At 60.0% G+C, this 26,502-nt stretch carries 17 protein-coding genes; 5 read left to right on the forward strand and 12 right to left on the reverse strand.

The window, feature by feature from the left end; genetic code table 11:
- Positions 1–403: 403 nt before the first annotated feature.
- Positions 404–1,114, forward strand: a complete 711-nt coding sequence (locus ABIQ96_RS14025; RefSeq protein WP_348215233.1) for a methyltransferase domain-containing protein — start codon at positions 404–406, stop codon at positions 1,112–1,114.
- 3 nt (positions 1,115–1,117) lie between these two features.
- Here the strand turns inward: ABIQ96_RS14025 and ABIQ96_RS14030 are convergent, their stop codons facing one another.
- From ABIQ96_RS14030 to ABIQ96_RS14060, 7 genes are all read right to left on the reverse strand, one after another.
- Positions 1,118–2,209 (reverse strand): SAM-dependent methyltransferase, encoded by a 1,092-nt coding sequence (locus tag ABIQ96_RS14030; protein WP_348215234.1) that lies wholly within the window; start codon positions 2,207–2,209, stop codon positions 1,118–1,120.
- A gap of 160 nt (positions 2,210–2,369) precedes the next feature.
- Positions 2,370–2,846: a hypothetical protein gene (locus ABIQ96_RS14035; protein WP_348215235.1), complete on the reverse strand. Its 477-nt coding sequence runs from the start codon at positions 2,844–2,846 to the stop codon at positions 2,370–2,372.
- A gap of 232 nt (positions 2,847–3,078) precedes the next feature.
- A complete protein-coding gene (locus ABIQ96_RS14040) occupies positions 3,079–3,537 on the reverse strand; it encodes an acetolactate synthase (protein ID WP_348215236.1) in 459 nt (152 codons plus the stop codon).
- 15 nt (positions 3,538–3,552) lie between these two features.
- Positions 3,553–5,058 (reverse strand): ankyrin repeat domain-containing protein, encoded by a 1,506-nt coding sequence (locus tag ABIQ96_RS14045; RefSeq protein WP_348215237.1) that lies wholly within the window; start codon positions 5,056–5,058, stop codon positions 3,553–3,555.
- A gap of 24 nt (positions 5,059–5,082) precedes the next feature.
- Positions 5,083–5,790 (reverse strand): tRNA (N6-threonylcarbamoyladenosine(37)-N6)-methyltransferase TrmO, encoded by a 708-nt coding sequence (gene tsaA / locus ABIQ96_RS14050; RefSeq protein ID WP_348215238.1) that lies wholly within the window; start codon positions 5,788–5,790, stop codon positions 5,083–5,085.
- Between the two features lie 26 nt (positions 5,791–5,816).
- Entirely contained in the window at positions 5,817–8,204 is a 2,388-nt protein-coding gene (locus tag ABIQ96_RS14055) for a hypothetical protein (RefSeq protein ID WP_348215239.1), read from the reverse strand.
- Positions 8,205–8,287: 83 nt separating this feature from the next.
- Positions 8,288–9,049, reverse strand: a complete 762-nt coding sequence (locus ABIQ96_RS14060; protein ID WP_348215240.1) for a DUF1080 domain-containing protein — start codon at positions 9,047–9,049, stop codon at positions 8,288–8,290.
- A 101-nt stretch (positions 9,050–9,150) separates the two neighbouring features.
- Here ABIQ96_RS14060 and ABIQ96_RS14065 point away from each other — a divergent pair, with 101 nt between their 5' ends.
- On the forward strand, positions 9,151–10,158 hold the full coding sequence (locus tag ABIQ96_RS14065) for a polyprenyl synthetase family protein (RefSeq protein WP_348215241.1): 1,008 nt from the start codon (positions 9,151–9,153) through the stop codon (positions 10,156–10,158).
- Between the two features lie 134 nt (positions 10,159–10,292).
- Complete coding sequence (locus ABIQ96_RS14070) at positions 10,293–11,597, forward strand: NAD(P)/FAD-dependent oxidoreductase (protein ID WP_348215242.1); 1,305 nt, start codon at positions 10,293–10,295, stop codon at positions 11,595–11,597.
- A 16-nt stretch (positions 11,598–11,613) separates the two neighbouring features.
- Here the strand turns inward: ABIQ96_RS14070 and ABIQ96_RS14075 are convergent, their stop codons facing one another.
- Complete coding sequence (locus ABIQ96_RS14075; RefSeq protein ID WP_348215243.1) at positions 11,614–12,126, reverse strand: hypothetical protein; 513 nt, start codon at positions 12,124–12,126, stop codon at positions 11,614–11,616.
- Positions 12,127–12,226: 100 nt separating this feature from the next.
- On the opposite strand from ABIQ96_RS14075, the gene ABIQ96_RS14080 reads away from it, so the two are divergent.
- Together ABIQ96_RS14080 and ABIQ96_RS14085 are read left to right on the forward strand one after the other, a co-directional pair.
- Positions 12,227–13,855 carry a rhamnogalacturonan lyase B N-terminal domain-containing protein gene (locus ABIQ96_RS14080; protein WP_348215244.1) on the forward strand — a complete coding sequence of 543 codons (1,629 nt, stop codon included), beginning with the start codon at positions 12,227–12,229 and terminating at the stop codon, positions 13,853–13,855.
- Positions 13,856–13,930: 75 nt separating this feature from the next.
- Positions 13,931–17,887: a DUF3857 domain-containing protein gene (locus ABIQ96_RS14085; RefSeq protein WP_348215245.1), complete on the forward strand. Its 3,957-nt coding sequence runs from the start codon at positions 13,931–13,933 to the stop codon at positions 17,885–17,887.
- Positions 17,888–17,896: 9 nt separating this feature from the next.
- Here the strand turns inward: ABIQ96_RS14085 and ABIQ96_RS14090 are convergent, their stop codons facing one another.
- The 4 genes from ABIQ96_RS14090 to ABIQ96_RS14105 all read right to left on the reverse strand — a co-directional run bounded on the left by ABIQ96_RS14090 (position 17,897) and on the right by ABIQ96_RS14105 (position 26,424).
- Positions 17,897–19,207, reverse strand: coding sequence for a hypothetical protein (locus ABIQ96_RS14090; RefSeq protein ID WP_348215246.1), 1,311 nt, complete (start codon positions 19,205–19,207; stop codon positions 17,897–17,899).
- A 79-nt stretch (positions 19,208–19,286) separates the two neighbouring features.
- Positions 19,287–19,832, reverse strand: a complete 546-nt coding sequence (locus ABIQ96_RS14095; RefSeq protein ID WP_348215247.1) for a hypothetical protein — start codon at positions 19,830–19,832, stop codon at positions 19,287–19,289.
- Positions 19,829–21,289 (reverse strand): DUF1501 domain-containing protein, encoded by a 1,461-nt coding sequence (locus tag ABIQ96_RS14100; RefSeq protein ID WP_348215248.1) that lies wholly within the window; start codon positions 21,287–21,289, stop codon positions 19,829–19,831. Before ABIQ96_RS14100 ends, ABIQ96_RS14095 begins: the two co-directional genes overlap by 4 nt.
- Positions 21,290–21,303: 14 nt before the next feature.
- Positions 21,304–26,424 carry a DUF1800 family protein gene (locus tag ABIQ96_RS14105; RefSeq protein WP_348215249.1) on the reverse strand — a complete coding sequence of 1,707 codons (5,121 nt, stop codon included), beginning with the start codon at positions 26,422–26,424 and terminating at the stop codon, positions 21,304–21,306.
- Between the last annotated feature and the right edge of the window lie 78 nt (positions 26,425–26,502).

The raw sequence follows: 26,502 nt of genomic DNA on the forward strand, positions 1-26,502 counted from the left end.
TGAATTCGGGGTCGTGTCTTCTGCGTTTGCCTTTCATTTCGTGTGTGTTTGGTTCGGTTTACAGTCCGCACCCACACACCACAATCATAGCTTAACCCTTGGCCCGAATTCCGGGGACCGGCTCAAATCAAGGCCTGAGCCTGAATTCTCCCGCTGATACGCCGCTGCGGGGTCTAATCCATAACTCCCGGAAGAAACCCTTCCCGACAATATGCTGGGCGATTTCCCGCTGATGAATATGTTAAGTCGCAATTAACTTGGCGGCATGAAATCTTCATCGGTTTCATGCGAGGCAATTTTCCTGTGCTCCCCCTAAATCCGTGTGTTTCACACCACCCCCCACCGCGTCGGGCGGCTTCACGCCCGCCGGCAATTCCTAACCAATCAAGAACCATAGCCTGCCATGAGTCTCTATTTCGCTCTCAAAAAATCATATAAGGTCCTCCCCAAGGGCCTTCGCCACGCGCTCTATGTAATGACTCCGGACCCGCTGAAAAAACTTCGGAGCCGTGTCGTCGAAGGCATGGAAGACGGAGCCAATCATGACGAGATCTACGATTCGACCTACTACGCGGAAAAAGTGGAACCATCGATCCAGCTCTCCGCGGATCAGATGGCCGACACGATCATCCGTGATTTCGCACCCCATACGATTGCCGATGTGGGATGCGGCACAGGCAAGCTTTTGGCGGCCCTCCGCGAACGTGGTGCCGAGGTTCAGGGATTCGAATACTCGGCGGCGGCCCTCAAGCTTTGCCACGAACGGGGACTGGATGTCGTGAGATTCGACATCGAAGGCGATCCCGTTCCTACCGCCCGCGTGGATCTGGTGGTCAGCACCGAGGTCGCCGAGCATCTGCCCGAATCCTGTGCCGACAAATACCTGGAAATCCTCACAACGCTCGCACCGACCGTCGTCCTCACCGCGGCGACTCCAGGCCAGCCCGGGAATGATCACGTCAATTTACAACCTAACGAATACTGGATCGATAAACTCGAAAAACTCGGATACACCTTCGATGCCGTCAAAACGAGATCCTGGCGATCCGAGTGGGAGGCAAATGACGTCCACTGGATTTACTATCACTCCATCATGGTTTTCCAACGCAGATAAATCTCAGCGATCAGCCTTCGGAAGCTCGAAGAACAAAGTGAGTTCGTGCCGGTTGTAGGTGAGATGCGTGGTCGTGATGTGGCGTAACCGGGCCGCGGCGGCGGTGTCGATCGCGAATTGATAGAGCGCGTTCATTTCCTGATAGGTCGTGACGCCCTGGGTTTTCAGGGTGAAAATCACGATGCCGCCGGGATTGAGGTTTTTCGAAAGGCGGACGACCTGCACGAAGGATTCGCGCGGGTCGTTGTTCATGTCCGAGAGAATCGCTCCGTAGGTCATGTTTGCGTTGGGGCGGAATGCGGCGACATCCATCAACGCAAAATGGAGACCGGGTTGACCATCGAGCCGCTTGTCGAGCGGCGCGCGGTCGAGCGCGGTGACTTTGTATCCCCTGCCCAGCAGTTCCGACGTCATGCCGCCGGGACAAGCTCCGAGTTCCAGCCAGTGCGTGCCGCTTTTCACTTTGGGCCGGAACATCCGCAGGTAGTGAAGCGCTTCGGCAATTTTCGCACCGGCGCGGCTGATGGTGTCCGGGGAGTTCTGGCTGATGTATTTCGTCCCTCCCGGATAAAAGCCGTTGGCATCCTTCGGGCTCTGCATGCCGCAGAAGAGGCCCTCCTTGCCGACGAGGCAGAACAAAGTCGGCTGCGAGCTGTCCTGCGCTTCGACTTCTTTGAACTCGGCGATTTTCTTGGGAAACAACTGCAACGTCCGGCCGCGGAGATTGGAGGCGAGCGTTTTGTAATAACGGTTGGTGGCGCTCGGATCGAGCTGGCCGATGAAAATCGCCTGCGGATTCCGTTCACCGAATTTCCGGAACATCGCCTGGGCGGCTTTTTCGACAAAGCCTTCCATTTTCTCGGGGTTGCACGGCCACGCGTGATCGACCGGGAGGTTCCAGCGCAGGTATTTCGCGGCCTCGGACGAATGGATCGCCGCACTATCAGGCAGTTGGATCAGGTAATACTCGCTCCCGAGTTTTTTTCCGAGCGACGCGCCCAGCCCTTCGATGATCTCGGTGGAAAATCCCGCGAATATCTCGGAGATACGAATCAGCCAACTGGCTGGAGGGGAAGCAGGTGAAATGGAATCCAAAATAGGGAGCGGGAAAAGCCCCGGAGGAATATCCGGCGGCGGAATGCAGCGCAATGCCGGTGTTTGATCCCGCGGATCGAACAAATCCTCGCGACCCTATGAAACGCCAATGGGCAGGCGTCCCGGACTGCGAGAATTTGTTGGAACCGCGGAAACAGCTTCAAACGACGTTGCGCAGGACGGCTGCGGCAGCGGATCCGTTTTCCTCGATGAATCCGGGCGGCACTTGGTCGATATTGCGCTCCAGCCAAGCCTCGGCCTCGTCCCGGTTTTGGAAAATCCGCAGGCGGTCGGTATTTCGCGACCAATATCCCAACATCCGCACGATCCCGTAGGCGGTGGAATTGTTCGCAACGAACGCCAGCCAGCCGCGGGAACGGTTTTCCTCGTGACGCAAAACAAGTGCCAGACGCAACACGTCATTCGCGGTCAGCTCGAGCTCGGCATCGCTGAAATCGATCAAGCCGTGAAAATCCGGCGACCAGCACGGATCGGAAGTCATCGACGATATAATCGCCTTGAGATCCGCCAACCCCGTTTTGCCCTGATACTCCTCGATCCGCATCCTGCGCTCCGCATCAATCCGGTAACGCCCCACTGTCGCCGAGGATGAATAATCAGTTGTTAAAAATTTCATAGGGTTCCTTACTATCGGACCCTTGGTGGCATCATTCGTTCAAAAAATAGGAATAAAAGATTGTGACAACTGACTGTTTTTTAGCATGTTACGGAAAACAAAACCATAAAGTTTCCTTAACTACTCCGCAGGAGGCCCTTTTAAAATCAAGCTAACATCCGTTAACAACACCCACCGGACCGGCACAGTGCGCGGACTTGGATTTCTCAAAAAAATTTCAATTCCAGAGCTGTTAGCGGCTCAGGTCTTCCTGGTACATCAGCTTGAAACCGCTCTGATGGAGGATCGCGACGGCGAACTCATAGTCCTCGACATGCATCGCCAACATCGACTGACCTTCCGGGCTCGGCATCAAGGCGTAGGCGAAATCGATGTTGGTCTCGGCGATCATCAGGGAATCGAGACACTGCAGCAATCCGGGTCCGGATTCGCGCATCGCGATGACGACCAGCTCGCAAGTGGTGTGGGGAATCCCCTTTTCCATGAACAGATGCTCGGCTGCATCGGGGTCGGAAAGGACGAGCCGGGCCACGGTGGCATCGCGCGAATCCTGCACGCTCAAACCGATGACCTCGATGCCGAGCGAGCGTAAAAGTTTCACCATTGCCGCCAACGCGCCTGCCCGGTTAGGCAGCATGACGGAAAACTGGCGGACGGGCTCCCCGTGATCGACGATGGTATCGGACTCCATGCGCGCGACGCTATCTTAACCGCGAGGACCGCGCAAGGGGATCGTCCTCACCGCGCCGCTTGAAACGTCCTGAATCACCAGCTGGTTCGGCCGTACATCGGAAATCAGGTATTCCGCGCCGTCGCCGCCTTTGAACCGTTGGCCGGGCGACGCCACGTAGCGCTTACCGGTTCCGGCGTCTTCGACCAATGCCACCGGATCGTGAGCTTCGGAGGGGACGCCTGAGATCCACTCGCGGGTGGTCCCGGTGGAGCGATCCCGAAGCTGGACCACGGAAATTTCAACGTGCCCGCCCGGATTCACCTTGCTGTCTTCCATCCGCCGCTGGACCCGGACGATCACCAGATTCGAACCAGGAATTGATTCCCCCGCCCGGACTTTCACTTCGCGGGGAGTCGCTCCGGCGATCTTGAGCGTCGCGGCATCTCCCTGGACGGTCTTGATGCTAACAGGAATTTCGCGCTCCCGGTATTGGCGCATCACCAGTGGCGGCATCGCGAAAGGCTCATCACTCTTTGCGGCGGGCGAGGCCGGAGCACCGGGATTTGCCGCCACCGGCTGGCTGAGCACCTGCCCTTCAATGGCGATGGAGGAAACGCGTGCACCGGATTTTGGAGCAGCATCGGATTTATCCGGACTTCCGGCTGGGCCGGGAGTCGCTGCGGATTTCGCCACGGCCGTATCGACCATTTTGTCCAACGATTCCGCGATTTCCGCCGGGGACTCCAAGGCCAGTTCCCCTGGGAGCGGATCGCGGGAAATCAGCGCGGCGATTTCCGGATGCCCGGCCGCCGTCGCCATGTCAGCGGCCGTCCGCCCATCGGTGTCCGTCGTGTAACGGCTTGATCCGATTTCCAGGAGCAGTTTCACCGCCTCCATGTGGCCGTTTTCCGCGGCAGTCATCAGCGGCGTACGGCCGTCCTCCATGCGGGCATAAACCGAGGCTCCGTAGTTGGTCAGCGCATCGATCACGTCCGCCCGACCGACGAGTGCCGCAAGCAGCAGCGCGGGATCGAGATCCTCTCGATCATACGGAGCAAGTTCCGCCACCGAGCCGGCGCTGCCTTCGCGAACGGCCAGCATGAGTGGCTTGAATCCCTCTTGATCCTTCAAATGGGGATCCGCGCCCTGACGCAGCAACCAGCGCGTCATTTCCGTTTGATTGCCCATCACCGCCGCCATCAAAGGAGTCCGCTCCGAGCCGCCCCGGAGATCCACTGCAAGGCCCCGGTTAAGCAGGAAATCCGCGGATCCTTGCGCACCGTTGGCGGCAGCAGCGTGGAGAGCGGAATCTCCCGAACCATCCTTGGTTTTATCAGAAAATCCGCCCGCTACGAATTTTTTCAGCGCGGAAACATCATTGTTCCGGCTCGCGCGAAACCAATCGTCCGGAGTGAGCTTGTAGCCCGCTTCTACCAGATCCGACTTCACCGTGTCGCCCGGTTTCTTGCAGGATGAGATCGCGGTCACCGTCAATATGATGACCCCGGCGGCCGCGACGCCTCTGGAAAACCCGTTCATGGAAAATGAAATACTTCGGATTTCCTAAGCATTCAACCCAGAACCTTGTTCGGGCTGGATTGAGCAGATCCGACAAATCCCGTCGCAGATCATGAAACGAACGTTGCACCCGCAAAGCAGCGCGCCGAAAACCCGATCCGGATCACGGGTCTGCGTGGCCGGACGGGCATCCATCGAAAGCACCTCGTTCATCACGCGGCGGGCACGTTCCGGCAGCTTTGCGAAATCCTCCGCCGCGGCAGAATCAACTTCGACCGTTAGGCGTTGGATTTCTTCACCGGCGAATCCCCGCGTGGCGTCCGGGATCGCCTCGGCGTAGGGAAGATACGGTTTGATGTCGTAAACCGGCGTTCCGTCAACGAGATCCAGCCCGCCTAACAAAAGCACCGGCGAATCGGCGGACGTCGAGTCAACGCCCTCCAGCCTAACCAGTGAAAGCCCGAGGCCGTTAGGGCGGAACGTCGATCGGCTCGCAAAGACGCCGATGCGCTGGTTGCCCCCGAGCCGTGGCGGGCGGACCGTAGGATTCCAGCCCTTCGCCGCCGTTTCATGAAATCCGAAGATCAGCCAAAGATGCGAAAATCCCTCGATGCCGCGGACCGCATCCGGACTGCGGTAGTCCGGATGAAACACCAGCCTGCCCCACGCGCTGGGGCAAAGTCCCGGCTGCCGGGGCACCGCGAATTTCCCGCCGAAACACGAGCGAACCGTAGCAATCGGATCGAGATTCATGTTCCGGCGGATTTCAACAATTCAAATCAACGGGTCTTGAAATGGATGCTCGAACGGAGCACATCACCTTCGCGACGGGCATGGACGGTGAGCTTGTCGAGGTCATCGAGAGTCGAAATCGCGTCGAGGACATGTTTCTTCTGTTCAGGTGGAAACGCGTTGCCTGTCAGGGTTTCCGCATTGTCATCCACAAGCTTGTAGGTTTCCGCGGCATACTGCTGGAGAGCCTTGAAGTTCATGCTGAACCAGACGCCGGTGCGGCCTTCTCCACCCGCATCCGCCTGGGAGATGAGGTCGAGAGCCTGGAGTTTCGACGACGAGGCGACGAACCATTTGTCGCCCACCGTCACGGAAGGAAGGAAGTCATCCGTGAAAAACGGCATCGGGAAGAACCAGGTGATGTTGCCGTTCTTTTCCGAACTGAGCGGCTTCTGCATTGGGATCTCCTGACCCGTTAGCTCGCTGATTTTCGCGAGGGTTCCGGTAAGCGTGGTGTTCATCTTGGTCCACGAACCCGAGAGTTTGGCGCGATCCGTCACTGGAGAAATAAGCGAGATGCGGGGCACTTTGGCCTTGTCGACGACTTCTTGTGGAATCCCTGGAATCGCGGGGGAGGCCCCCTTGAGATCGACCACCAAGGCGGATTCTTTTCCGAGGCTGGAGCCGAAATCGTTGCTCATGGTATCCCACAGCGAAGCGATATCGGGACGGAATTTCTCGTCGAACATCTTGGCCATTCCCTTGAACTGGGCCATCTGTTCGTTTTCCATCGGGATTTCAGTGACTTTCATCGCCATCGCGTAACCCGTTTCCATCAGCGCCTCGACATAGTCGCGGGACTTCTGGTCGTAAACCGCATCCACCGTTAGATCGGCGAACATGACGACGTCCGAGGAATCGCCAAGGCGGGAAAGCTTGTTGGATGCCTTCCAATCGACCATGCCGGGATCAGAGCCGCCGAAGGATTCGATTTTGAGACCTTCCTCCCAGAATGCCAACGTGCCGGCGGCATCAATCGTGGCAAGCTTGCGAAGGGCGGCTTCACGCTCGGCCACGATCTGGAACATCGCCTCCAAATCGCGGGTATTTCCAAGGCCATCGGCTCCGCTGAGACCGTCGCGCAGGCCGTTGGTGATGTCGGCGATGCCGCCAGCGGACTTGACGAGAGTGTCCAAGGCTTCTTTCTGGCCGTAAACGAGTGCGGCAAGATCTTTCGAGGCATAGGCGTCAGTGAATGCAAGGGCTTCGGTGGAGACCAAGGATTCACTGGTGTTGGAAGCCAACTTGAGATCGTCGGTGGAACCCCCGATGAACAGAACGACATAGTCACCCACGGTGCCACTGACGACCACGAGATCCTTTTTCGCGACGGCGGCGATCAACTGATCGACCGTGGCGGCATCGAGATTTGCTTCCATCTCCGCACGGCCTTGGGCCATGTTTTCAGCGATCTTGGCGCCAAGAACTTTCGCGCCTTCGAAGGTATGACCGGCAACGTCGAATTTCACCGGCTCGACCATCGGCCCGAGCATCATGTTGAGGTTTTCGACGGTGGAGGCGACTTCCTGGGCAGCCGCCGCGCGATCCGCTTCGCTGGTCCGGAATGCCAGATAGATCGGAGGCATTTTCGCCTTGTTGACCGTTGCCATCCCCGACTGAGGGTCGCTGAGGATGTCCTTCATCATCGCTGAGCCCATGCGCTCTTCGAGGGATTTCGCGATGGAAGAGGCATCGCCGGTTTTCACCATGGCAACGAAGGCTTTCGCCAGATTGCGCATTTGGAAATAGTTCATGCGGCGGGAAAAATTGAGCAGATTGCCGGTTTGTTCACCGGTCGTTTTGCCCAAAGCCAGAGTGAATTCGGTGCCGAACATGGCAGCCGGTCCCATTTCCGAATCGGGTCCGGCTGGACCATTGCCCGGTCCGTCAGCAGCGCCTGGAAACGCCGGCTCGCCAAGTCCCGCGCCAGCTTCCGGCTCTTCCTCGGCGGCTCCGACAGCCGCATCATCTTGCTCCGCCTCGGGCGCTTCCATGTCCTCGTCCTCCTCCGGCTCCGCCGGAACGGCCATTCCTCCCGGGCCGCCCATTCCTCCGCCACCCATTTCAGCTTCGACGAGCTTCCAGAGTTTCGATTTTTTGACGCGATCGGCGGTTTTCGTGCCGTTGTAGAAAGCGAGGACGACTTCCGTGTCCTGCGGCAGGTGTTTGACGAAACCGAGCTTGGCGGCACGTTCCTCGGCGGCGATTTTAGGTGCTGCGGCAGGTGCGACGGGAGCCGCAGCCGGAGTTTCCTTTTTCGGAGTTTCCGCCACTGCCGCCGGGGCTTCCGGTGCACTGACTTCTTTCTTTTTGTCACAGGACCCGAGGCCAAGGGCCACGGCGGGGATCAACAGCCAATTCGCTCGCTTTTTCATAGAGGGCAGCAGCTAGAACGCCCGGAAGCGTTCTAGCAAGAAGATAGCCCTTCCAATTTCAGGAAAAATTCCAGTCCCCGAACTCAGGGGCGACTTCCAAGCGGGCGTACCCACATGTTGCGGTATTCCATGGGATCACCGTGGAATTGCAAACGCAGCGGAGCGGTCACCGGATGGGTCGGCGGATACGAGGCGAGTTTCCGATGCTCCGTAGGGCCAAGGTAGGATTCGCCGTTCTGAACGAAGACGCCATTTTGCATCAGGGTGAGCTTGGCGGGCTTCACCACCTTGCCATTTTCATAAACCGGAGGCTCGAAGGCGAGGTCATAGCTCTGCCACTCGCCCTGCGGCGTGATCGCATTCACCAGCGGCGGAAGCTGGCCATACATCGCGCCGGCCTGGCCGTCCGGATAGGTCGGGTTGTCGTTGCTTTGCAAAACCTGGACTTCGTAAAGCCCCATCAGGAAAACTCCGCTGTTGCCACCGGTCTGACCATCCACCTTGCGGCCTGCAGGCAGGCGCCACTCGAAATGCATCTGGATCGCACCGAAGGATTGCTTGGACTGGACGTCCTTCCCGGTTGCGACCATCGAGCCGTCCTTGATCACCCAACCGGGCTCCCAAGCGTCGAGCGAAGTTCCGTCGAAAAGCATGATCGCGTCCGAGGGCGGCTTGGCGAAAATCGGGCCACCCGGCTTGACCACTGGCGGCTGCGGGCGGGCGGGATCGTGCACCACATATGGGACGCCCGGGAGTTTCGGATCATCCGGATACCCATGAATTTCCGCGCTTGCCACACCACACGACACCGAAACAGCCAAAATCACCAACGGGTTTATTTTCATGATGCAGCAAAACGACATTTCCCCGTCATTCTTTCAAGTTATTCCGATATCCGGGTTGCGGGAAATCCCTGTGTGTGGATCTTATTGGCAGCCCGACGACCATGGCAGCCACTCCCACACAGCCCCCACGCAGCGATCTTTTTCCGTTCGAACTCGTCCGCCCCGAACTCGAGCGGGTCGAGGTTTCCATCCGCGAACAGGTCCGCGGATTCGATCCCGCCGTCGAGCCCTACGTCGCCTACATCTGCAACACGTCCGGCAAACGCATCCGGCCCGCCCTCGCCATCCTTGTCGGTGGGGCCGTCGGTGGCGTCACTGAGGAGCATTTGAAAATCGGCGTCATTCTCGAACTCATCCACATGGCGACGCTCGTCCACGACGACATCATGGACGGCGCCAACACCCGCCGCATGGTCCCCACCGCCAACGCGAAATGGGGCAACGCGCTTTCCGTTCTGCTAGGTGACGCCCTGTTTTCCCACGCGCTGACCCTTGCCACCGATTTCAACAGCATCGACGTATGCCGCAAGGTGGGAAATGCCGCCCGCGAGGTCTGCCAAGGCGAAATCATCCAGACCCAGCGTCGATTCGATCTCACCTTCACCAAGGCCGAATATTTCCGGATCATCGAGATGAAAACCGGCGCGCTCTTCGCCGCCGCCACCGGGCTCGCCGCGAATCTATCAGGACTCGACGCCGATACCGAGGCGAAGCTCTACAGCTACGGCATGAAACTCGGCACCGCTTATCAGATCTACGACGACTGCCTCGACCTCGTCGGCTCCGAGGAAGTCGTCGGGAAAACGCTCCGCACCGATCTCATCAAGGGCAAGCTCACCCTGCCGATTCTCAACCTGCTTGAAACCGCCTCCGAGGCCCAGCGCATGAAGCTCAACAAGCGCATCCTCGACCAGGAGCCGCTCGACCTTCCCGTGCTGCTAGGCATCGCCGAATACGAGGGAGCCATCGAAAGCGCGGTGGACACAGCACTGGCTCTTCTGGCGGAGAGTCGCGAGGATCTGGCACCACTTGGGCAGTCCGTGCACTCGGAAGCACTTGCGCAGATCACCTGGTTCCTGGCGGGCCTGTTGGAGAAATGCCGCCGCTAGAAAACAGGGGGCATGGACGTCTCGTCCATGCGAGGGGACGTGACATCCCTTGCCCTTAAATCCCTCTCCTCTTCATCCCTTCTTCCATCTGCGTTTATCTGCGTCCATCTGCGGTTGAAAAACTCTTCCTTCCCATGTCCCAAACAAAGCCCCGCAAGCTCCTCATCATCGGCGGCGGATTCGCCGGGCTGGAATGCGCCTCCAAGCTCGCCAACGACGAACGCTTCGAGATCACCCTCGTTGATCGCACGAACCACCATCTTTTCCAACCGCTGCTCTATCAGGTTGCCACCGCGTCACTCGCCGCACCGGACATCGCACGTTCCATCCGCCAGATTCTCGCCGATGCGAAAAACGTCACCGTCCTGATGGACGAGATTTCCTCCATCGACACCGCCGCGAAACACGCGGTTGGCAGCTCCGGCACCATTTACCCATACGATTCCCTGCTTCTCGCAGCCGGCGCGAGAACCGGCTACTTCGGCCATGACGAATGGGCGAAACACAGCCTCGGCCTCAAGTCCCTCGCGGATGCCCAGAACATCCGACGCACCGTTCTCTCCAATCTCGAACGCGCCGAACTCACCACCGACGACGCGGAACGCGCCCGCCTCATGACCATCGCCATCGTCGGTGGCGGCCCGACCGGTGTCGAACTCGCAGGTGCCTTCGCCGACCTCGTCCACCGCTCGCTGAAATCCAACTTCCGCCGCATCGATACCGGCAAGCTGCGCATCATCCTCATCGAGGGTTCCGAACTCATCCTCGAAACCTTCGATCCCGACCAATCCGCCTATGCCCGCAAGCGCCTGGAAAAACTCGGTGTCGAAATCCGCAACAACACCCGCGTCATCGATGTCCGCGCCGGAGCTCTCGATTTCAAGGACGGCACCACGCTCGAAGCCGCCGCCATCATCTGGGCCGCCGGCGTCGCCGCCAATCCGCTAACAGCCTCGCTCGGCGCTCCGCTCGACCGCGGCGGACGCGTCACTCCGAACTCCGATCTGTCAGTCCCCGGCCATCCGGACATCTTCATCGCGGGCGACCTCGTCTCCATGAAGGACAGCGAGGGAAAAATGGTCCCTGGCGTCGCCCCCGCCGCCGTGCAGATGGGAGCGCACATCGCGAAGATCCTCAAGGCCCAGGCATCAGGAGACAGCAAGCGTCCGCCTTTCTGTTATTTCGACAAGGGCATGATGGCCATCATCGGAAAAAACTACGCCGTCGTAAAAACCGGCAAGATGCAGCTCCAGGGCTTCATCGCCTGGCTTGCCTGGTTGTTCGTTCACATCATGTTCCTCATCGGTTTCCGGAACAAACTCTCCGTCCTGCTAGGCTGGGCCTACGCCTATCTGGTCAATACTCCCGAGGCCCGCATCATCGTTTATCCGCCCGCGGTTCCGTCACCGGACAAATCCATCCCTCCGCCGGCGGCCTGAACGATTTGAGGCTCCATCAAGGGGAGCGACTTTGCGATGCCTTGAAATCTTCCGTAGCCATGGTGAAAACGTCATCAAAGTCGTTCGGCGAGTCACCGAGCGGGAAGAGTGCCACAAAGGCGTCACGGGATGTTCTGGGATCGAGGATGCGGCTTTTCCAAATTTCGGCATCCGCATCGCCACGATGCTTGCGGATGGCTTTCAGGGCTTCGACGGTCTCATCATGCCCGCATGCCGTGAACAGTGATCGTCCGGCACCGAGGGCACAGATGATGGGGCCGCCGCGTCCGCCGGCGAACATCCATTGATGGGGTTGGGGAACCGCGCCCTCTAGGGATCGCTGATAGAGAGACAAGGGGGTCTCGTGGATTTCACGGAACGGGATCCAAATTACGCGCCGGGTCTCTTGCCTGGCCCCGCAGTGGGTGCAGACCTCTGTTTCATTGAAAAATCCGTCATAGAACCAAGCAGCGGCGACAACTCCGCCAAGGAGCAATGCCAGTGGAAAAATGCCAAAACGTTGGTTCATTCGGAAACGGGGGTATCAAACAATTTGGAGAAAGCTAGCAGATTTCCGGGGTCCGTCGAGCAGCGAAACAGAAAGAGGAGCGGATACCCTATTCGGGGGAATGGGTGGCTTGCATTTTCCACGCGAACATGCCTGGGTGATGCAGATGAAATGGATGGGGTTGGTTTTGCTGGCGTCGCTGGCGATGGCGGAGGCGGAGTTTTCCCTGAAAGACGAAGGGAAATTTCTCACCATCGACTGCGATTCCTCCCCCGCACTCGTCGTGCAGGTCAACAAGGCCAACGGCAACCTCCAATCCATCCGAGTCAACGGCACGCAGCTCCAAACAAACTCGCGCGGCTCGCACCTCAATTCCGGCTTCGGCGGTGACTCCAAGGTTTCCGCGAAAGCGCTCGGCGACGACAAGATCCTCGTCACGGTGGACTCCCCGCTGGTTCTTCATTACTACGCGTTCAAAAAAGGCGAGCCCGACGTCTTCATGGCCACCTGGGCGGCGAATTGCCCGCCTCCCGGCGAAATGCGTTTCATCGCCCGGCTCGATTCGAAAGTCCTCAACAAAGGCAATGTTGAACGCCCCGGTGACGACACATCCGCCAAGGCCATCGAGTCCAAGGACATCTTCATCCAACCCGACGGCCGCACGACTTCGAAATATTACTCCGGCGTCAAATTCATCGACGACGACATCCACGGATCGCGCGGCTCCAACATCGGCGCGTTCTTTGCCATCGGTTCGCATGAAAGCTCGTCCGGCGGCCCCTTCTTCCGCGACATCAACAGCCAGACCGCGGGCGCTACCGAGGAAATGTATTTCTACATGTATTCCGGCCACGCCCAGACCGAGCCGTTCCGCAAAAACCAACTCCACGGCCCTTACGCCCTCTGCTTCACCGCCGGCCCGCCGCCTAACATGCCGGCAATGGGTTGGATGAAGGACCTCGATCTCAAGGGCTGGGTTTCCGAGCGCGGCCGCGTCACCGGCACCGCGACCGGGCTGATGCCGGGAGTACCCTACACGGTTTATCTCTCGAACGACACCGCCCAATACTGGACGCGCGTTCCGGCTAACGGAAAATTCACCACTAGCTCCATGAAGCCCGGCAGCTACACCCTGCGGCTCATGCGCAACGAACTCTCCGTCGCAAAATCCACCGTGGCCGTCAGCACCGGCACGGTCACCGCCAACCTAACTGATCCCGGACTGCCGCCCTACCTCTGGCGTATCGGCCTGCCCGATGGAACTCCGCACGGCTTGCGCAACGCCGCGAAAATGGGCGACATGCATCCGTCCGACAAACGTCTCGAACCCTGGGGCCCGGTCACCTTCACCGTCCGCGAGAAAGTCCCCGCCAACCTCAACGACTTCCCCGCCGCCCAATGGGCCGACGTCAACAACGGCAACAAGATCGTTTTTAAAATCGATACGCCGGAAATCAAGGACCACGATCTGGAAATCGGCATCACCGATTCCCAATACGGCTCACGTCCCATCGTCCACCTCAACGACACGTGGACCAGCCGCGACCCCGGTGCACCAGAGTCCTATCAGAGCCGCAGCATCACCTTCGGAATCTATCGGGGCTTCGACCACGTTTTCACCATCCACATTCCCAAAACGGCCTTCAAGGCGGGAGCCAACACCCTATCCATTGACAATCTCAGCGGCTCGGGAGCCGGAGGCTTCCTCAGCAACGCCTTCGTCTTCGACTACATCGGCCTGCGTGAGTGATGGGCGGCGCCCGAAGTCACATTTGAGACCGCTGACCTTGCTAGGCCGTCCCGGACAGGGTACGTAGTGAGCGACATGACCCTATCCTGGTTCACACCATCGCTCGTCATCCTTGGCTCGGCCGTCCTGCTTGCCTTGCTTGTTTGGACCACCAGGGGCAATCGCTGGCGGGGCTCGGCGGGTGTCATTCTGGGGGTCTTCATCGGCATCGTCGCAACCAATCTCTGGCTCGGGGCGAGACCAGCGGAGATTCCATTGGCAAAGCAGGAAATCGTAAGAAAGCCCGCGACGGTCATGGCGAAGCCCGTGATCGTGCCCAAGCCCGTGGTTATGGCAAAACCCGTTCCCGCCAAGCCGCTCGTCAAGAATCCCGAAAACACCGCCGAAAAGCCGAGGCGCCAGACCGCTGTCGGCCGGTTGGCGGAGTCGCTGTTTGCCCCCCGCGAGCCCGCCGTGGACAAGGAGGTGACCAAACGGTTTGAAACCCTGAATTTCACCCTGCGTTTGCCAGATGGGCCGTGGATCGAGATGAATCCAAAGACTTTCGGCTCCGACGCCTGTTACATGGGCCGCCAGAAAAAGCGGAACCTTTTTGCCTCCATCGTCATCGAGCCCCTTGGACTCGCGATCACGTCCGCAGCTCTAACGGAAATCGTGCATTCCAATCTGCAGGCGACCGGCAAGATGCTGGACTGGCGGATTCTGGAACCGGCCCAGTTGGCGGGCATTTCATCGCCCTGCGCAGGCTACGTGGTGAATATCAACGGACAGAAGCTCACCTACGTCAACATCCACCAGTTCGACCACGGCTATGCGCGGCAATTTGTGTTAGGATCCTCGACGGGCATGCCGCTGGAGAAGCTGCGCGAGGAGGCCATCAAGTATTCCGGGGGATTTCAACTCATCGACCCCGCACGGGTCGGTGCCAGCGGCGCTCCCGTGCTCGAGGCGCGGAAATTTCCGGAATGGGGATGTGCGATGAAGGCCGGCGGCAGCGGCTGGTCGACGGCCTCCAAGGACGAACAGGTGAGAGGCGCAATCTGGCACGGCAACTTCCGCGGCACGTCCCACGTCCTGATCGTGCCGGTGAATCTCCTCGGCTTGAAGCTCGATTCCCAGGCCCTGACACGCGGACTTCTATCAGGTTCTACCGATCGGACCCTGCCTGCATCGGGAGTTACCGGGAAACCGTTGGAGCTGCCGGGCTGTGAGGCGACCGAATACGAATATCGCGAAACCCTCGACCATATCGGCGACTATCTGCGCATCGTCCGCGTGATCCGGAAAGGCGACGCCGCATGGCTGGTCGACGGCGGGACCCGCGCCGGAATGCCCGAGCGGCTTGTGGAACTGCGCCACCTCCTCGATTCGTTCACCGTCGATGAAAAGTCTCCTGCCACCCTTCCAACGATTGACGAGGGATTCCGCTCCAAATTCTGCAACCACGCCGGACTGTCCTATTACGTCCGCGCCCGCTATGCCGACGCACGCCCGCTTTTCGAGGAAGCAAGTCGTTTGAAACCCGACGAAGTCACCTATTTCGACAACATCCTCGACAGCCTGATCGAAGAAGGAAACCAAACCGAAGTGCTGAAGCGCATGGAAGCCGCTCCCCAGTCCATCAGCAAGGCACCACCGGCACAACAGCGTCTGGCGGGAGCATACGCCGCGCTCGGCCGCATGAGCGAGGCCCGCGCAACCTATCAGGATCTGTTCAAGGGCGGATTCCGCAATGACGACGTTCTCGATCAGGCAGTCCGTTTCCTCCTCGACAACGGCGCCAAAACAGAAGCGCTCGAACTCATCACCGGCTATCAGAAAGGCGGCACCAGCCAGCGTCTCGACCGCCTCCAGGCAGGGGTGTTGTCCCGCAACGGCAACAACAGCGACGCCGCCGTCATTCTGGAAAAACTGCATCGCGACGCGCCGGGCAATATCAACCTGCTCATCGAGTTGACCGACGTCTACGGTACCCTGGACCGCCATGCCGAGGCTGTCACGCTGCTTCGCGAAGGGCTCGCCGCCGAGCCGAAGAGCGCGCTGCTCCTCTACAACCTCGGCTATCAACTGGCGGCATCCGAAAAATACGACGAAGCCGCGGAAATCCTCGAACAAGCCGTCCTCGCCGCGCCGAAGGATGAAACCATCCAGGAAGAACTCGCCTACGTGCACTCGCGCCTCGGCCGCGGTCACGACCGGGAAATCCGCACACCTCTCGATCCCGTTCCTGTGCCACCGTCGCTGGAGGTTCCACCCGACTGGAATCCTTCATCCGTCCCCAAGGATGCGGACCGCTATCATCTCAACGACGTCACCGCCTATCAGTTCAAGCCCGGAACCCCGATCACCCGCACCAATCACGCCGAAATCCTGGTCATGACCGACCGCGCCGTCGAGGCTCTCAGCACGCTCGAGTTCCGGTTTACTCCGCTCAACGAACGCATTTACATGAACCATCTGGAAGTGATCGGATCGGATGGCAAAATCATCGCAACGGGCAAAGACAAGGATCAGTATGTCACCGAAGCAGGCGGAATCGAGGCCACCGCCGCCAAGCTTCTGTGCGTGCCGGTGCCGGGTCTTGCCATCGGATGCCGCCTTCGATACTCGGTCACCTACCGCGACCGCTCTCCATCCGACGAGTTTCCATTCGAGGTGAAATACCTCGTCACCCGCTACGGCTCCAGAACATCGGCCGTGTGTGTCCGCGGAGCCGTGGATTCCTGCGCTTCCTTCACCCGGGGCGACGTGGAGAGTCATGCCGACGGCGATTTCAAAATATGGTCAGCCAAGGATCTCCCCGCCCTGCCTAACGAATCGAGGACCGCGGCGCTGGAGGATTTCGCACCGGTCATCTATCTCGGTCCCACCGGCACCGACTGGACGAAACTTGGAGACACTTATCTCGACGACATTCACAAGCAACTCGCGGCGGATCCGGATATCGAATCGCTGGCCCGCGATCTCGTCGCCGAAGCTCCGGACGAGGAGGCGAAAATCCGCACACTCTACCGATGGATCCAGAATGAGTTCACCTACAAGGCCATCGAATTCGGAAGCCGGTCGCGCATCCCCCACCCGGCCGGCATCACTTGTGCGAACCGTTACGGCGACTGCAAGGACCTGTCGGTTCTGCTCCACTCGCTGCTGAGGGCGGTCGGTATCGCCAGCGAACCCTGCCTGGTCAATACATCCGACCGCGTCGTCACCGCGCTGCCTTCGCTCGATCAGTTCAACCACATGATTCTTCATCTGCCTGCCTCTGGAAATCGTCCGGACTGCTGGCTGGATGCAACGGATCGCCAACACGCGCTGACGCTCACGGTGGCGTCCTGGTTGGAAGGCCGCGACACGTTTATCCTGGGCACCGGCTCGTCCCGATTCGGGAAAGTCCCAGATCTGCCATTCCCTTCTCCGCATGTGCTTCGTATCGACCGGCAGTTGGAGGCCGGAAAGGATGCCGACCTGCTGGTTTCCGAGACTCTAACCGCAAACGGCTCCACCGCCGACGGACTGCGCTCCTACATTGCGTCCATCCCCGCCGCCGAGCGGCTCCAACAGCTCCGGGAAATGATCACCGGCATCGATCCCGCGTTCACGCTCAACACCCTGAACGTCAAAAACCTCAAGGATCAGGATCTCCCCTTCGTTCTCGAGCTGACTCTAACAGCAGCCGATCACCTCGCGCCCGGCGGAGTCTTGAAAAAGCTGCCGGTCGATTGGGAGCGCGACTATCTCGAACCCGTCGCCCAACGCCAGCGCCTCACCCCGTTCGCGACTTCGTCGGCCTGGACCGTGGAAAGCCGCACGCAGGGCTCTGTCAAACTTCCCGAATCCGTCAAAGCCGCCCATGCCGAAAGCCCGCAATGGGGGACTTGGAACATCGAGGCTGCCAATGAGGGTTCGTGGCACATCGACTTCACCGCGAGTTTGAAGAAGGGAGACCTCTTCCCACCGAGCGACTATCAGGGATTTTTCCGATTCTGGGACGACGGCATCAACCGCCTCACCCGGCCGTGGGAATCCCATTAGAAGAGAAATTCAATCCACCACGCTCACCTTGACGCGCGCCAGGCGTTTGGCATCGCTGTTAGTTGTCTGAGGATCGACAGACTTCACACGCTCCCAGCGTGAATTGATCGGCTCAACGGTCTCCGAGCCGACCGCCTGCCAGTCATCAAGATCGGAGGAGAACTGCGGGGTGTAGGTCAGTCCCGAGCCGCTGCCGCTGGTCCTGCGGACAAACTCGACGGTCACGTGGTCCGCACCGGAAATGTTTTCCAACCTCACACAGGGCAATCCGCTCAAGCCGGTCTCTGGAGTCATGATGGTTTGCGCATTGAAACCCGGCTCCAGATTCAGGGCGAACTCCAACAGATTGACAATGCCGTCGGCATCGAAGTCCGCGAGCGGACCGGTGGTGGCCGGTGCCGCGATTTGGGTGGGAGTGAAATAGAGTTTCTGCCAGGCGGCGAAATTTTCCTGGGCAAGCGAGACCACCTGCGGCGCGATATCCGATATCCAAGTGTTCGAGGTGGCGACCGGCGTGCTGAAAAAATGGGAGGGAATGTCGGCCGGCTGATCCGTCACGGGCACCCAGTTGGGATCTTCAAAGACCTCAAGCCCGCCCATGTCGAAGACCGCGGCGCTGGTCGTCGGGCCGGACGGCACTCGAAACGGCCCATCCACTCCAAGGTTGATGGCTGCCAGCCGCCACAGGCCGTTTTGCAGGATGAAGACGCCACCGCCGGAATCGCCGGTGGAGAGGTGGCACTCCTGTGGGATGCCGGGGTTGTTGAATTCAAAGTAGAGCAAGGTTCCGTATTCCGGGCCGCCGTCGAACGTACCCTGCACCGTATTGCGGCCCCAGCGCTGCACTCCGTCCGAGGTGCTCCATGCCCAGCCCTTCGGCACCGAACCGAGCAGGAAGGACGATGCTGACCGCTGGGTGCCCCGGCCATAGATCGCGGCGATGATCCCCGCCTCAGCCGTGCCACTGACCAACGGCGCGTAAGTTGGGAACGGTTTCGAGTGATCCACCTCGCCGATCCTGAGGTCCGACGACGGGCTCTCATGCAGGGCAATGACGCCGTAGGTGTCCCCGTGTAGGGTGAAGGTGTCCCCCTCTGTGCCAGACAGAAGGAAATGCTTGGCGGTGATGAAGAAATACGGAGCGATGGGAACGCCCAGGAAATACGAAAACCGGCCCTCATACTGCCATCCCGAGTTGTCGCCGGGAGTGGTCGTGTTGTGCAGCGGATCCGCCGTTTCGAGAACCATAACGGCATTCGCACGATCAGAAATTCCTACGATCAGGAACAGCCTGAGAACCGATGAAACAAGGGCTTTCATTTCAGAAAGCTAGCACGTCAAAGCGCTGACGGACAATGCTTTTGAAGTGGGGGCGGGGGCGTCTTCCGGCCACGGCTGGTCAGCCCGAAAACTTCTCCATCAGGTCGTCGTCGGTCCATGGCTTGCGGTCCGGGCCGGCGGAGCGGATTTCCCATTGCCTGCCACCCAGGGCGTGGAAAAACAACGGCGTGTGCCAGCGGTCGATGAGCCGGTGCCACGGGTCGAAAACGGGCGGACGGTCCGAAATCCACGGCTCCGTGCCGGGGCGCAGACCGCGCAAGGCGGCGCTCCATTCCTCGTTGGCGGAGAGCGGGCGATTGGTGGCCTGCTTGTCGATGGTTAGAAAACCGGAAATGGCGCGGGCCATGATGACCATGTCGTTCTTCGGCGGCAGATCGGGATTCCCGTAATCACCTAACATCCGATCGCCCGGCGCGGAGCCGGACGACGGCGGAGGCGGTGGAACAACGGAACTGGACTCTGTAACCACGATGCCCGGCGGAACGACTTCCTGCGGAGCAACGACAGGAGGTGCGGAGGTCTGCCGCTTCTGATGGAAAACCTTCCATGACAGCAGGGCGATCACGGCGAGAGCACCGATCCGCGTGATGGTCCGGCGCTTCATGCGGGCTTGATGAATCCCAGCGGAGCCGTCGCGGACAGCGGGTTCCAGAAGTTCGCGATGTTAGGCAGCACCGATGCCATCTCGTTGCCCGGGACGCCGAACCAGCGCAGCATTTCGGCAAAGTAAACGTCCGCCGAGGTGCCCGGCAGGAGGCGGCCGCCGTAGCCGACGTCGTCAGGACCATCGAGCGTGAGATCCGGATAGGTGCCAAAGATTTTTCCGCCATCGACGGGGCCGCCCATGACAAAGGCGTTGCCGCCCCAGGCGTGGTCGGTGCCGCGGCCGTTGGAGCGCAGCGTCCGGCCGAAATCGGAGGCGGTGAACGTGACGACGTCGTTGGCGAGTCCGAGTTGTTCGAGCCCGAGCTGAAATGCGGTTAGAGCGGCATCGACCTCCGCGAGCTGAGTGGCCTGCGGCGTCAGCAGATCGCCGTGCATGTCCCACCCGCCCCAGTTGACGAAGAAGGTCTGGCGACGGAGGCCGAGCGCGGAGCGGATCTTGATCGACCGCAGGACCGCGCTGAGAGTGGTGGCGAGATAGTTGTTCGCCGGGAAGAGCGAGGCGGCGGAACCGAGATCGCCGGTCGCGGAATCGAACTGGGCTTGGAACAGGAGCTGGGCGTCGTCGCTTTTTTTCGTTAGATCAGCAAAACTCTGCGAGAGCAGGTTGCTGTAATTTTGTTCAAGGGTGCTGCGGAAGGCGGCGTTCTTGAGCTGATGGGGCGTGCTGTAGTTTTCGAAACTGAGAGAGCCACCCGGTGTGATGACGAACTGCGTCGTTGTGTTTCCCACCTGGAAAACATTGTTGCCGCTCAGGGAAATGCTCATCGAAGTAGCATTCGTGTTGTAGGCGGAATTGAGAATGTCCGCCGCGCGGCCGGCCCAGCCGGTGAGCTCGATCATCCCCTGGGGCACGGCGGTCTGCCATTGCTCGATCTGGTCGCTGTGGGAAAACAACGCGCGGGGAATCGGCAGGGCGGCGTTGGAGCCGTTTTCCCATGCCTGGTATTCCGCCTTGGTGATCGGCTGGACGAGCGTGCCGACATTGGTGATGGCGGCGAGGCGCTGTTTCCCGGCGAAGGCTCCGGTGCCGGTGGCCATCTGATGGAGTCCGGCCATAGACGGGTGGACCGCGAAATCGGAAGCCGTGCCATTGAGGCGGAGCAAGGTGTCGCGGTTCAGCGCGAGCCCGCCATCGGAACCGAACGCACCGCGGGTGGCGGAGTAGGAATTGTAGCGCGACTGTTCCCACGGAACCAGCATCTGATAGGAGTCGATGCCACCGCTGAGAAACAGGCAGACGAGCGCCTTCGAATCCGTGCCGCCACCTAACACATCCGCCGCGGCGTTGTTCGCGAGCTTGAGATTGAGCAGCGTGTTGAGGATGGCGGAAGAGCTGACCGCGGCGCAGTTGAACTGGCGGAGGAACGTCCGGCGTGAAACAGGTGGCAGGGACATGGCGTGGGGTCGGCTTAGCGTTGGATGGCACCCTCGGGACAGGCTGAGGCGAGGAAAACGGTGAGTTGCACCCGCTGGAGCGGATCGCCGGCGGAAACCTGGTTGAGCGTGTTGATGATCGTCGCGCGGGTGGCGGCGCTCATCATGCCGCCGCAGAAAAGCAGGTTCGCACGGTCCACCAGCACCGGAGAATTTCCAGCAACTTCCAACAGATCGCGATAGTCCGGGGTGAAGGCGTAGAGGTCGTAAAGCCCCAGGCCGGAAACGGTGTTCTGCCAGAGACGGTTGACGAAGGAAATGCTGGTGTAGCTGTTGGTGATCTGAAACGCGGGCGCGGCAAGCTGGTTCTCCGTGAGAAGTCCGGGCGAGCGGTAGTCGGGCCGATAGAAATTGAAGACGCTCGGGGAATTTCCCGGAGACTGGAGCGAGCTGTCATAGAAATCGCCGTAGTCCCACCAGATCAACGACGGATAGCGGGCAAGTCGTCCGGCGCGCGCGAGCGTCATCGCCCGCTGCACCGGGTCCTTGAGACGGCCAAACGAGGACGAACCATGCGACCAGCGGACGTCGCGGGCCTCCACATCCAGCAGGATGGCGCGGACCACGGCACCGAGATCGCCGCGTTTGCCGCTGCCGTTGTTAGCGAACACCGCAGCGACCCGGCCGACGTAGGCGGGGCTGGGATTGCTGGTGACGAGGAACTGGATCAACTGCGTGCCAATGAACGGACCGACGTTCGGGTGATTGAAAAGGTAATCCAACGCATCGTCCACGTCGCGCCGGCCGTTTTCCGCACTGGCGGAACGCGATGGAATGGTTAGTCCTCCGAGCATCGCCTTCGCATCGAAGTCGTGCTTCTCCGGCCACATCGTCATCGGAACGGAAAGCTGGGAATCGATGTAGCCACCGCCTCCCCAATACTGGCCGCCGAACCAGAAACCGGTGAAGACGCGGGCCATTTCCGTGATGTCGCCGTTGTCATAGGTCGGAATGAAATGACCAACGCCATCGAGCTTGCGCGTGCCATCCGTATTGAGCTGCCACAGGCCGATAGTGAACAACTGCATGATTTCCCGCGCGTAATTCTCATCAGGAAACTGGTTGATCTCCGGCCGCGCCTTTTGATTGCCGACATGGCTGAGGTAGCGGCCCATCGCGGGATGCACGGTGACCTCGCCGAGGATGTCGCGATAGTTTCCGAAGGAGTTGCGGAGGAAGATGTCATAGTAATCGGTCATCGCCAGCGGCCGGTCCGCTAGATTCGGATCGCGCTTCGAGGTGACGAGAATCTGGCTGAGCGCGAACGCCACCCGCTGGCGAAGTTGGTCCTGTCCGGCGATGGCGGCGCGGGCGAAAGCGCTGGCGGTGTTGTTACCGTTGATGTCCTGATTGTTGAAATTGTAGCTCAAATCAAGCCGCGGCCCTCGAAGGTCCCGAAGCATCGCCTCGATGACCGGCCTCTGATAGGTCGCGGGCTGGCTGGCGATCTGATCGTCGATCCAACCGGAGAAACCCAGCGACTGCACGCGGTCCAGTTCGGCCATCGTCGGACCAAAGCTCGCCTGTTGGAGAAACCGTGCGGCCTGCTCACGGCTGGCTTGCCCGCCAGGCCCGCCGGGTAGTGCGTTTTTGAAACCTTCGGCGAATGACGCGTAGTCGCCTGACACCGTTCCGGTGACATCGCCCTCGCTGTTGATCGTTAGAGATCCGCTGCGGACGCTGTCCCGCTGATAGGGATCGCTTGAAACGAAAACCTCGTCCCAATCCGAAACACCGTCGCCATCGGAATCACGGTCCTTGGTTTCCACGGAGAAAAAGGCGGACGGCAAGGCGGTGAACTGGTTGGAGACACGGGCCGTGTCATTGTCTCCGTTCGATGAGAACGGCAGCGAAAGCCATTGCCAAGAAGAGAGATTTCCCGATCGATAGATCCGCTGGCGCTTCCAAGGGCTGCGGGTCCATTCCAGCAGGGCGTCGTTGCTTTCACGCCGAATCGCCAGGCCGATGCGTGAGTTGGCATCAAACGGATCGGTGCCCCATGCGGCCTCGCTGGCGTTGCTCGCTCCGTCGCCATCGCTGTCCGCCGCGGGTGACACTCCCGCGGCTTGGAACCGGGCCTCCCACGCATCCGCCAGGCCGTTCTGGTTGAAATCGGTGCCGCTGGCATTGGCTCCACCGGCGAACACGGGACGCAGGCCGGGAACGAGCGGATTCGATCCTTCGGCAAGTTCCACGCGGTCGTCCACACCGTCGCCATCGGTATCGGTGAGACGCGGGTTGGTGCCGGCGAGACATTCGTCGCGATTTTTCAAACCATCGCCGTCGGCATCCTGCGTGGCATCAGCGGCGGAGTTCCTGTTGAGTTGATAGAGATCCTCCCAGACATCCGGCATTCCATCGTTGTCGGCATCCGCGAAGGCGGAGAATGCCGGGAGCGTCTCCAGCGCGACGGGAGTGATGAAGATCCGGCTGCCCTTGTGGACATCGATGGTCGGGATGCCTTGATTGCCGTTCGAGTCCTGCCAGGTCGCGGTGCCGGCATCGAGTCCCGGTCCGGCGGTGGACTGGCTGACCAGCCGCGAGACGACGGTGGTGTTTTTGGTCTCGTTGGAAATTTCAAAAGAGACCGCCCATACATTCCCGGACCCGCGTGTGGCGACCAGGCGGAACCGAAGTTTGTCCGAAATGTCCGTCGATCCATAACCGCTGAATCCCAGCGCCGATTTCAGATCCGCAGGAGGATTTCCCCCATCGATCAGATAGATGTTGGAACCCGGCTGGCCGGATCCGCTGAAGGCCTCGCCCGTGAACGATTCAAACTGATAGATGATCGCTCCGTTTACCGAACGAAGGCGCATGTCGATGCTGCGGTTCGAATCCGACTGCACGTTTCCGACGTAGAAAGCGAGGAGCGTGTCGTCATTCCCATCGTTGCCGCCGGTGGCACCCGCGCCGTGATCCCAGACGATCTGGACCGGCGCCAGTTTCCATTCCCATTTGGCGGGCGAAGCGGAATACACCGGTGTCCAACCGATGAATCCCGGCGTGTCCGCGGGATCCACGGCGGGATCCAAGCCGTATTGGGTTTCCAATTTGTCGGAAATGCCGTCGCCATCGGTATCGGCGAGATTTGGATTGGATGGCAGCGGAGCCGTGGTTTCGGCGTAGTCGCCGAGGCCGTCACCGTCGCTGTCCATCGAGAGCGAGTTCGCCGCGGATTCCTGATTGTCTGCCAGACCGTCGCCATCGGTATCGGCCATGTGGGGATTCGAGCCGCGCTGGAATTCCTGAAAGTTAGTTAAACCGTCTCCATCAGGATCAGCCGCCGCCGTGGCCGGTCCGGCAGGCTGGAGTGCGTATTGCATTTCATACCAATCGGGGATGCCTGAGGAATCGGCATCGAGATTCGCATCAACGATCTGGATCGCGTGCAACCCGGCGGAGTAACCATCGATGTTAGTGACGTTGATCGTGAAGGACGAGCCGGTCCGGTTCGGATAGCGGACGACATTGCCGATCGGAAACGGAATCGCCGGAGTGAACGCTGCGATTTCAGTCCATGTCTTCTGCGGAGGAGCCGAGGCGGTAATGAAGAGACGGTTTGTATCGACCTCGTCATTGAGTTTCACCAGGGCCTGCTGCCCGTCATAACTGCCGCCGACATAGGCGAAGACATGATAGACGGCAAATGGAATACCCTGGACAGTCAGCGACACTTTTTCATCACCATAGGCGCGGAGGAAACCATTCATGAGCTTCTGGTCCGCGCTGCCGTTGTTCGAACTGGTGGAGCTGTTCTCCGACGTCCATTGCACGGTCATCCCCGGCACCGTCTGACCATTCGACTTGGAAATGACCCCGACCGCCGGCGAGGCGATGTTGGCAGTGTTTCCCGACGGGCGATCGTAGGAGCGGAGCGGGACGGTGTTGTTCCACTGCATTTGCGGCACCACGCCGGCCGGCGTGAGCCACGGCACTGTGCCACCGGGATCATCCGAGCAGACGAAATTCAGTCCGATCGCCCCGGCAAAGGCGGTGGGCGTGCTGGCGGCCGAACCGGCATTCGATCCCACGCGTTTTTCCCAACCATCGGGAGCGCCGTCGCCATCCGTATCCGCTAGCACGGGTGACGAGAACGGTGCGATGAGGATTTCCTCGTTGTCGTTCAGGCCGTCGCCATCGGTATCCGCCAGATTGGGATTGCTTCCGGCCGCGCGCTCGGCGGCATCCGTGACACCGTCGCCATCGGTGTCGCGGCGCAGCGGATCACTTGATAGAACTCCGCCGTTGTATTCCTGGAGGGCGGTCAATCCATCGCCATCCGCATCCGAAGCGGCGTCACCGGCGTTGGAATCGCTCAAATGATTGTCCATTTCCCACCAGCGGGGCAGGCCGTCGCCATCGACATCGGCCATGCCGTCGGAATCCACCTCCATTTTCACGAAGTCGAACTGGATCCAGGAATAGTTGCCGCTGGCCGGAGTCGGCCCGGTGCGGGAAATTTGAATGCTGTTAGCTCCGGCGACCGCCTGCACGCTGGAAGCGGGGATGTCGATGGTGAAGCGGGTCGGGCGGTCCACTCCGGCACGTTGCAGGACAAGCGTGTTAGAGCCGGCGGTGCGGTAGCGGACGCTGATGTCATGCAGTCCGAAATTCTCCCCCCCGCCGCTCACCTCGGACCACATGCCTCCGTACACCAGATCGAAGGTCAGCCTCAACCGTGATTGGGAACCGGCTTGGGCGGCGTTCAGGATGAAGTGGATGTAGTTGTTCGGATCGGTGTTTGAGATGGCGCGCTCGAACGCCGATGTGGGTTCGGGATTCGGCACCACCAGTGAGGCGGCCAAGCCGTTGAAGCCGGCCGGATAGGTTCCGGCCTGATAGAAATGATCGTCCCGTCCCGGATTCGACCCGGCGTTGTAAAGCGGATCGCCTGGAAGCCGGGTGACGAGACCGGGACCCGCGTTGCTGTTGCCGGATTCCTGGGCAAACTCGTTGGTCGGATCATACCCCGCGGCGTAGGGATCCTCATCCGCGCCGATCTGCCAGAGCGTGACCGGTGTGGCAGCAGCCGGAGACAGAAGAATCAACGCCGGGGCAATGAACCGCAGCAGATGGAAGAGTTTCGATTTCATCGGACCGGGATCAAAGGGCACGGCTTAATTCAGAAGCCCGTAATATAGGGATTTCCGTCCGGAGCGCAACCGATCAGA

It is taken from the genome of Luteolibacter sp. (assembly GCF_039920825.1).
Lineage (GTDB): Bacteria > Verrucomicrobiota > Verrucomicrobiia > Verrucomicrobiales > Akkermansiaceae > Luteolibacter.